The sequence below is a fragment of the Methylobacterium sp. WL6 genome (assembly GCF_008040095.1).
Lineage (GTDB): Bacteria > Pseudomonadota > Alphaproteobacteria > Rhizobiales > Beijerinckiaceae > Methylobacterium.
In genome coordinates, this window is record NZ_VRVH01000390.1 from 1 (window position 1) to 3516 (window position 3516).

Annotated in this window: 5 protein-coding genes; 2 read left to right on the forward strand and 3 right to left on the reverse strand. The window is 61.7% G+C overall.

What is annotated here, in order from left to right:
- Positions 1-82 precede the first annotated feature (82 nt).
- Entirely contained in the window at positions 83-352 is a 270-nt protein-coding gene (locus FV230_RS26090; RefSeq protein ID WP_147725289.1) for a hypothetical protein, read from the reverse strand.
- Position 353: 1 nt separating this feature from the next.
- On the reverse strand, positions 354-1067 hold the full coding sequence (locus FV230_RS26095; protein ID WP_147844449.1) for a Crp/Fnr family transcriptional regulator: 714 nt from the start codon (positions 1065-1067) through the stop codon (positions 354-356).
- Positions 1068-1350: 283 nt separating this feature from the next.
- Between FV230_RS26095 and FV230_RS26100 the strand changes: the two genes are divergently transcribed.
- Complete coding sequence (locus FV230_RS26100; RefSeq protein ID WP_147844450.1) at positions 1351-2502, forward strand: helix-turn-helix domain-containing protein; 1152 nt, start codon at positions 1351-1353, stop codon at positions 2500-2502.
- Positions 2499-2756: a hypothetical protein gene (locus FV230_RS26105; protein WP_147844451.1), complete on the forward strand. Its 258-nt coding sequence runs from the start codon at positions 2499-2501 to the stop codon at positions 2754-2756. Before FV230_RS26100 ends, FV230_RS26105 begins: the two co-directional genes overlap by 4 nt.
- A gap of 368 nt (positions 2757-3124) precedes the next feature.
- On the opposite strand, the gene FV230_RS26110 is transcribed toward FV230_RS26105, so the two are convergent.
- The coding region (locus tag FV230_RS26110; RefSeq protein ID WP_187275625.1) for a recombinase family protein at positions 3125-3516 on the reverse strand (392 nt) is incomplete at its 5' end.

Sequence of the window (3516 nt, forward strand, 5' to 3'; positions counted from 1 at the left end):
GATTAAGTGTCTATTTAATGTTTATTATTTATGGCTGCCTAAGAAAAGATTGTCTCGTTTTCCGAGAAGCAAATCTTTCAGGTCAGCCCACCTGATCCTCGTCGTCTTCTTCGGGAACGATGTCGCTGAACGGCACTGTCATGACGCGCCGGGCCTTCTCGTCCTCGATCTCGAAGGAGCAAACGAACCAATCGCGCACGGCAAACGAGCGTGCTCCAGCAACCAGGTCGCGTGCGGACTGTAACGCAAGCTGACGTGCCGCCTCGTCATCGGCGAGTTCGTCCCCTTCCGGGTCCATCGCAAGCTTGTCAAGTCCCTGACCATAGCGAAGGTGGAAGAAGTAACGGGGCATCTCATGCGCCCTCGATCAGCCGGGCATACTCGGCCTCGGGCGTTCCGTAGCTGCCATCGGCCATCTCCTCCAGAAGCTTGCGGTCCAGCACAGTGATGCGACCGCGCCTGGCACGGATGCAGCCAGTGCCTTCGAGCTGCTGCATGGCCATGCTCACACCGGCCCGCCGGACACCCAGCATCATCGACAGGAACTCGTGCTTGAGCAGAAGCTCGTCGCCATCCACGCGGTCGTGGCACATCAACAGCCAGCGGGCGAGGCGTGCCTCGATCTCCTGGCTCCCGTTGACGAAGGCTGTCTGCCGCGTCTGGATCATCTCCGTCAGAATGTAGCGCAGCATCAGTTTGCGCAGGGCGGGGCTCTCGTCCACCGCCGTGCTCACGACCGCGGCGTCGATGCGCAGGCCGGCACCAGGCACCTGAATGAAGTGGTCATATGGGGCCCGGTCCGAGCCGAGGAGAACGGGGGTCGCGCCCACCAGACCCTCTCGGCCGATGATCCCAACCTCTACGCGTCCATTCGCTCCGTCGGCTGTGATCGAGGCGACGCCCGTCTCCATGAAGTGGAAGTGCTCGGTTCGGGCGTTGGGCTTGGTCAGGGTCTGCCCGGCCTGCAAATCGACAGGTTCCAGATGCGGCTGGAGCCGGCCGAAGTCGTTGACGGCCATGGCCCTCAGCAGGCGATTGTGCACGGCAGATTGTTCGATGTGAGCCATGGGCTCTTGTCTCCATCTCGGAGCAAGAGCGCACCGTCTCCCAGCCGCCTGCGCTCGGAGCTCGTGCAAACGATCGCTAGAGGATGGTGTAAAAACTCGGTGTTTGCAATGGGTTTAGGTTGCAATGCACTATTTTGTGATATGCGCGGTACCGTACATTCGCAATGAACGGTAGCGTACCGAGCATTTTCTGTTGTTTACCACCAATCCATTGCATGATTTAAAATTAGGCGTAGAGCTTGCGCCTCTCAGGTGACAGGTGGTTCTTCCTCCTGGAGTTGACGTGAACCTGATCGATCAGCAGCCCCTCGTGCTCCTTGCCGAGGCCGACGCCATGGTCGGCGCGGACATGAGCGATGCTTTGGAACAGGCGGGTTACCGCGTGCTGGGGCCGATCGCGACTACCCCTGAGGCTGTGGCTGCCCTGGAAAAGGAGAGCCCCACGCTCGCAGTCCTGGACGTCAAGCTCAGGGACGGCTTCTGCAACACGCTGGGTCACGCGCTGCGCCAACGGGGCGTTCCGATTGTGGTCCACTCGGGTTTCCAGTCAACTGAGCCCCGCGCGGTGGGCTTCCACGGTGTGCCTTGGCTCACCAAGCCGGCTTTGCCCTCGGATGTGGTGGCCCTGCTGGATGAGCTGTCCCCCTCCCGGACTGCCCCCATCAGCATCGAAGCGCCCCTATCGTTACAGCCAGCCCAAGCTGCGGAAGGCAGGGGCAATCCGCTCGTGCAGAAGCTGGAGGGCTTCGTGTCCCTGTCGGAGGCGGACAAGGCGCTGCTGGAGCGGATCAGCGCCCCGTCACGGGTCGTCCCACCGCAGACCGATCTCGTCCGTGAGGGTGAAGCGCCGAAGGGCGTGTTCCTGATCCTGGAAGGCATGGCCTGCCGCCACAAGGTGCGAGCGAACGGTGGCCGGCAGATCATGGCCTACCTCGTGCCTGGCGACCTGTGCGACCTCGACGTGGCATTGCTGGACACGATGGACCACTCGATCACCACGCTGGCGGCTAGCAAGGTGGTCTGCATCCCGCCGAAGGTGATCGCGGAGGTGATGGAGCATCATCCTCAGCTCGCCCGTGCGCTCCGGATGAGCACGCTGGTGGACGAGGCGACGCTGCGTGAGTGGCTGGTGAACGTCGGCTGCCGCTCAGCTCTGGAGCGGGTCGCACACCTGTTCTGCGAGCTCCAGGTCCGAATGCAGGCGGTGAGCCTTACCGATGGCGACAGCTACGACATGCCGGTCACACAGGCCGGCCTTGCCGACACCACCGGCCTGTCGAACGTGCACCTCAACCGCACGCTGCAGGAGCTGCGCCGAACAGGACTGATCAAACTTCGGCAGCGTCGAATGACAATCCTCGACCTGCCCCGCCTCAGGACATTGGCTGAGTTCAAGGCCAACTACCTGCATTTGGGGGAGCGTGCTGCGGCATGAACTTCCGCCTACAACCGGTGCAGGTCGCCACGGGGAGCGACGACCAGGAGAGCCAACTCGTCTTCGTTGACGGGCTTCTCGCGGCCGTGCTGGTACAGCTGTCCGAGCAGCACGGCGAGGACTGGGGCAAGTGGTTTCTGGAGGCAGGCTTCGGCCGCATCAATGATTATCGACCGCCGATCTTTGCCGACCTTGATGCGGCGCAGGCCTGGATCAAGGCGCGCCTTGCCGGCATTGGCGACAGCGCTTCGTAGCGCCCACCTTGCCCCCCTGTCGATAGGTCAGGTCCAGCCTCACCAAGCAGGCAGCAAGCGGACATTCCCAACTTCGGCAAAGGGTCGTGAGTGGGTGTGAAGGCAACGTCTGCTCACGTACGTTGCCGTCCGAAAGCGGACCGGCGGAAGTCCACCCAACCCAGTTATTCCAAGCTGCACCCTTAACCGGCACGCCTCGCGGAGGCGATATCTGCGCAGAGTGCATGACTTAAAGGTGTCCGGTATTCGACCGTTTTCCTGACCAATTGGGGTGCACACCAAACTGTAGGCGTAAACGGCCGTTTTCTTGTCAGGAAAGGCTGCCCAATTATCTACCGTCGCGATATCCCGTCTCCGCAAACCATTGATCAGATAGTCTTTTGCCCAAGGATCTTGAGAGCGTCGGCTCTAAACCGACCCTTGGGATCGACGTGTCGATAGAGGGTTTGGCGAGTGATGCCGAGCTCAACGCAGAGGTCGGCGACCTTGGTCTCCGGTTGACCCATCGCAGCTTGTGCGAGGCGGAGTTTGGCAGCGGTCATCTTCGGCTTGCGACCTCCGTTCCTGCCTCTGGCACGCGCTGAGGCAAGCCCAGCCTTGGTGCGCTCGATGATGAGCTCGCGCTCAAATTCCGCCAACGCTGCGAAGATCCCAAACACCAGCCGGCCATTGGCGGTGGTGGTGTCGATGTTGGCCCCCTGGCCTGTGAGCACCTTGAGCCCGACCCCACGCTTGGTCAGATCGTGGACGGTGTTGACGA